Here is a 3,375-nt window from a genome sequence, read left to right as displayed (position 1 = left end):
GGCCGGCGCGGCCTCCTGCTCGGCTGGGTTGGCGCCGGCTGTCGTGGCTTCCGGCGCTTGCCTCTGATCGTCAGGGACATCGGACGGGATTGTCGCCTGAGCGACCCGTTGCGCTTGCGCCTCCTCCGGCAAGTCGGCGCGCCGCTCGGCCTCGCTGATCAGCTCGCGAAGCTCAGCGGCGTCTTCGCTGTCGGGCTCCATCTTGTCGAGCAGATTGCGCCAGGTCGTGGCCGCAGAGCGGAACTGACCGCGCTGGAAGGCCACCATGGCGGCAAGCCAGCGGGCGGTGGGGTTGTCCGGATCGAGTTCGAGGGCCTCGGAGATCAGTTGCGCCGGGCGGCCTTCGAGCTGGTTCTCGTTGTTGGTGGCGATCGACTCGGCATAGGCCAGCACGATCAGCGGATCATTGGGGTTCAGCTCATAGGCGCGCGCCAAGGCATCCTGGGCGCGCTTGCGATCACCGGTGGCGAAGTAGGTGCGCCCGAGCATCATCCAACCTTCGGCGTCGTCCGGCTGTTGCGCGAGGCGTTGCTCGAGGCGGGCGACCAATTCGTCCAGCGGTGGCAGCTCATTGCGCCCCCGCGGCGGGCCGGCACCGCCGCTGGCGGCCTGCTGTTCGAGTTGCGGGATCAGCGCCTGATGGCCGATCAGGCCATAGAGCGCCCAAGCCGCCAGCGGGATGGCGAACAGGAGCGAGAGCGCGGTGACCCAGGGGCCAGGCAGCCGACGCGCGCGGGTCTCGCTTGGCTGACTGGCCACGGCGGTGAGCGGGTCGCGATCGCCCAGATCGTGCAAGAGTTCGCGCTCGAGGTCGCGGCGCGCGGACTCGTAGACGGTTTGGTCGAGTTTCCCGGCGCTGAGATCGGCATCGAGTTCAGCCAGCTGCTGCTTGAAGATCTCGAGGTTCAGCCGAGCCTGATCGGCGTCCGCTGCGCTCGCTTCGGCGTCGTCTTGCGCGGGCCGTAACGATGACAGCAACAAGGGCGTGACAGCAAAGAGGACCGCGAGGCCGGCCAGCCCAGCGGCGTACATCCAAAAAGTAGTCATGAGACAATCGGGCGATCAGGAGTCGGAGGAGCGGGGGGCGGGTTTGGCATCCAGCAGCGCCTGTAGGTGCTCGCGCTCGGCCTCGGAGATGGGCTCGTCGCGGGTTTGCTTCTTGTTCAGGAGGGCGCGCACGACAACGAAGGCGCCTATCCCGATCAAGACGAAAGGTCCAAACCACAGCAGATAGGTCGAGGGCTTGAGCGGCGGATCATAGAGGACGAAATCGCCGTAGCGTTGGATGAGGAAATCGAGGATCTCGTCCTCGGATTGGCCGGCGCGCATCATCCGGTAGACCTCATTGCGCAGGTCTTGCGCAAGCTCGGCCTGGGAGCCGGCAAGCGACTCGTTCTGGCAGACCAGGCAGCGCAATTTCGCGATCAGCTCGCGGAACTCGTCATGCTGTTGCGGACTGTCGAACTCGAATTCCTCGAGCGTATAGGCACTCGCCGCGCCACTGCCGAGTAGCAGCAGCGCGCTGAGTGCGAACGATTTGATCAGCGCTGACATCCTCAACCCTCCGCCTTGAGCTGCGCGACCAGCGGTTTCAGGGTTTTTTCCCACACCTGGCGGTCGATCGGACCGATGTGTTTATAGCGGATGATGCCCTGTTGATCGACGAGGAAGGTCTCGGGGGCGCCATAGACGCCCCAATGGAGGCCGACCCGGTTGTTCGGATCATGACCGATCATCGCATACGGATTGCCGGTCATCTCCAATACGGCGCGCGCGTCCTCGGCCTCGTCCTTCCAGTTGAGACCGACGATCTGAAAGTCGGGGTCCTTCGCCAAGGCCATCAGCGCCTCATGCTCCTGTCGGCAGGACGCGCACCAGGAGGCCCAGACGTTGACCAGCGAGATCTGGCCTTTCAGATCCTCATGATCGACGCTGCGGTTCGGGTCGGTCAGTTCCGGCAGGCTGAACTCGGGCACTGGCTTGTCGATCAGTGGCGAGGGCACCTTGCTCGGGTCCTTGCCGAGACCGATCACCAGCAAAACCACCAGGGCGGCGAAGACGATCAGCGGTAGCAGGAAGCGGACAGATTTCGACATACCTCAGTCCTCTCATTTAGGCCTTGGCCGCCACGGCCTCGACCGGGGCGGTCCGGCGTGCGCGCGCGGTTCGGTAGCGGCGATCGGAGACGGCGATGGCACCGCCGAGGGCCATCAGGGTGGCGCCGAGCCAGATCCAGCGCACATAGGGCTTGTAGTAGAGCCGCAATGCCCAGTCGCCGCCGCCGACCGCCTCGCCGAGCGAGACATAGACATCGCGGAAGAAGCCGGCATCGATCGCGGCCTCGGTCATCGGCATGCCGCCGCCAAGATAGGAGCGCTTCTCCGGGAAGAGTTCGGCGATCTGTCGCTTGCCGCGGTAGAGGATGAAATGACCTTGATCGGCACGGTAGTTGGGACCGTTGACCTTGCGCGCGCCGAGGAACTCGAAGCGATAGCCAGCGAGTTCGTGGCTGTCGCCGGGCGACATGCGCAGGTCTTTTTCGACCTCGTGATTGGAGACCATGGTGACGCCGACGATGAACATGGCGACACCGAGATGGGCGACGACCATGCCGTAGAAGCTGCGGCCGTTGCCGCTGAAATCCGCAGCCAGGGCCCGACGCCAGCCGCCGTGCTTGTGCTTGAGGCGCTCGCGCACCAGGGTCAGGTGCGAGAACAGCAGCCAGGCCGCCAGCGCGAGGCCGATCGGCACCCAAGCATCATCGCTGCCGACCGCTGTCAGCGAGGTCAGGGCCAGCACCCCGAGACTGAGCGCGAAGGCCAGCCACAGTTGCTTGGTCAGGCGCCAGGGCTCGTCGTGCTTCCAGCGCGTCGCCGATCCGATCCCGAGCAACAGGGCGAGGAACGGCGCCAAGGCGACGAACATCTTGTTGAACCAAGGGAAACCGACCGAGATCTTGCCGAGGTTGAAGGCCTCGTAGATCAGTGGCGCCAGGGTGCCGAACAGCACCAGGACGGTGAAGGCGACGAACAGCAGATTGTTCAGCAGCAAGCTGCTCTCGCGCGAGAGCAGGTCGAAGCGCCCGCCCTCCGAGACCTGCGGCGCACGCCAGGCATAGAGCGCGAGCGAGCCGCCGATGACGAGACACAAAAACAGCAGGATGAACAGCCCGCGCTCGGGATCGGTGGCGAAGGCGTGCACCGAGGTCAGCACTCCGGAGCGCACCAGGAAGGTGCCGAGCAGGCTGAGCGAGAAGGCCGAGATCGCGAGCAGCACGGTCCAGCTCTTGAACGCGGCGCGCTTCTCGGTGACGGCGAGCGAATGGATCAGGGCGGTGCCGGCCAGCCAGGGCATCAGCGAGGCGTTCTCGACCGG

4 protein-coding genes are annotated in these 3,375 nt (G+C 65.3%); all 4 read right to left on the bottom strand.

Annotated elements, in window-relative coordinates:
- Nucleotides 1-1,047 (bottom strand): c-type cytochrome biogenesis protein CcmI (gene ccmI, locus ACLFQI_RS12795; protein WP_410759884.1); only part of this gene is annotated, 1,047 nt, incomplete at its 3' end.
- A gap of 15 nt (nucleotides 1,048-1,062) precedes the next feature.
- Complete coding sequence (locus ACLFQI_RS12790) at nucleotides 1,063-1,554, bottom strand: cytochrome c-type biogenesis protein (protein ID WP_410759882.1); 492 nt, start codon at nucleotides 1,552-1,554, stop codon at nucleotides 1,063-1,065.
- 2 nt (nucleotides 1,555-1,556) lie between these two features.
- A complete protein-coding gene (locus ACLFQI_RS12785; protein ID WP_410759881.1) occupies nucleotides 1,557-2,096 on the bottom strand; it encodes a DsbE family thiol:disulfide interchange protein in 540 nt (179 codons plus the stop codon).
- A gap of 16 nt (nucleotides 2,097-2,112) precedes the next feature.
- On the bottom strand, nucleotides 2,113-3,375 hold a 1,263-nt coding region (locus ACLFQI_RS12780), incomplete at its 5' end, for a heme lyase CcmF/NrfE family subunit (RefSeq protein WP_410759879.1).

The sequence above is a fragment of the Halochromatium sp. genome (genome assembly GCF_046541315.1).
Lineage (GTDB): Bacteria > Pseudomonadota > Gammaproteobacteria > Chromatiales > Chromatiaceae > Lamprobacter.
Note: the sequence above shows the minus strand (reverse complement) of the source record. Positions and strands in the feature narration are given on the sequence as shown.

Excerpts from the sequence above, each read along its gene's own strand:
- ACLFQI_RS12790 (WP_410759882.1), bottom strand. The coding sequence starts at position 1,554 with ATGTCAGCGCTGATCAAATCGTTCGCACTCAGCGCGCTGCTGCTACTC.
- ACLFQI_RS12785 (WP_410759881.1), bottom strand. The coding sequence starts at position 2,096 with ATGTCGAAATCTGTCCGCTTCCTGCTACCGCTGATCGTCTTCGCCGCC.